Origin of the sequence: Streptomyces sp. NPDC059456, from assembly GCF_042750055.1 — a bacterium.
GTDB lineage: Bacteria > Actinomycetota > Actinomycetes > Streptomycetales > Streptomycetaceae > Streptomyces.
This window is the reverse complement of record NZ_JBHYVA010000013.1, coordinates 1-1469: the sequence shown is the minus strand read 5'-3', so window position 1 is coordinate 1469 and position 1469 is coordinate 1. Positions and strand designations below refer to the sequence as shown.

The 1469-nt window shown below is 77.4% G+C and carries 1 protein-coding gene; it reads left to right on the top strand.

Translation table 11 applies throughout. From position 1 onward, the window contains the following. Positions 1–202 precede the first annotated feature (202 nt). Positions 203–1469 (top strand): serine/threonine-protein kinase (locus tag ACFXA3_RS02675; protein ID WP_385180888.1); only part of this gene is annotated, 1267 nt, incomplete at its 3' end.

Sequence of the window (1469 nt, the reverse complement as noted above, 5' to 3'; positions counted from 1 at the left end):
GGGGGGCGCCGGGGCCGGGGGGGGCCCACCCCGCCCGCGGGGTGTCCACCGCCCGGGGCCGCCGTCCGTGCGTCCGGCCATCCGTCCGTCCGTTCCCGTGGCAACACGCTGTCCGAGACGGGCACTTGTCCGAAGGGACGTGCCCTACGCTGGGAGCTTCTCGATTCGCCGGCGGGCGAACGGCTGCGGACGGAGCGTGGGGTTGACGGCGGGGGACGCGAACGGCGCCGAGCTGGTCGGCAGGGTGCTCGGCGGACGGTACCGGGTGACCGCGGTGATCGGACGCGGCGGCATGGGCGTGGTCGCCCGCGCCGTCGACGAACTGCTCGGCCGGGAAGTCGCCGTGAAGGTCATGCGGGCCTACACCGACGCCTCCGCGGCCGAACTGGCCGATCTGCGGACCCGGATGCAGCGCGAGGCGCAGGCCGCCGCCCGCATCCGGCACGGCGGTGTGGTCACCGTGCACGACGTGACGCAGGAGGAGGGCCTGCCCGTCATCGTGATGGAACTCGTCGACGGGCCCTCGCTCGACGACGTGCTGGAACGGCGGGGCCCGATCGAGCCGCGCGAGGCGGCCGCGATCGGCGCCAAGCTGATGGACGCGCTCGACGCCGCACACCGCGCCGGGGTCCTGCACCGCGACGTCAAGCCGGCGAACGTACTGCTGGAGCGCGACGGCCGGGTCGTGCTCACCGACTTCGGCATCGCCACCCTGGAATCGTCGGGTGACGAGGACATGGCCAAGCTGACCCGCAGCGGCGACATCATCGGCTCCCTCGACTACCTCCCGCCGGAGCGGGCCCAGGGCAGGGAACCGGGCCCCGCGTCGGACATCTGGTCGCTCGGCATGACGCTCTACTCGGCGGTGGAGGGCACGTCACCGTTCCGCCGTACGTCCGCCTGGTCCACCCTGTCGGCGATCGTCACCGAGCCGCTGCCGCAGCCGCGGCGGGCCGGCGCCCTCACCCCCGTCCTGCAGGCGCTCACGGAGAAGGATCCGCAGCGCCGGCCCACCGCCGGCCGGGCGCGCGAGATGCTGCACGCCGTGGCCGAGGGCCGCGGCGCGCACGGGGCCCCCGCCCTGCCGGCACCCCCGCCCGCGTCCGCCCCGCCCATGGCGCCCCCGCCCGGAACCGCTCCGCCGATGGCAGCGCCCGGGCCGGCGACCGGTGCGGCGGTGCCCGCGGGCGTGCCGGCACCTGCGTCCGGCCCCCGTCCCGCGCAGGTCCCGTACCCGCAGCCCTCCCCGCAGCCGCCCCACGCCACCCACCCGGCCCCCCGCCGCCCGGCGGCCGCGGGCCGGGCCCCGGACCCGCGAGGAGGGGGCCGCGGCCGCATCGTCATCGCGGCGGCGGTGGCCCTCGTACTCGCCGGGGGCGGCATCACCTACGCCATGACGGGCCAACACGGCGGCAAGGGCGGCGGCAAGGCCCCGGCCGCGCAGCCGCAGACCGAGCGCACCCCTTCCG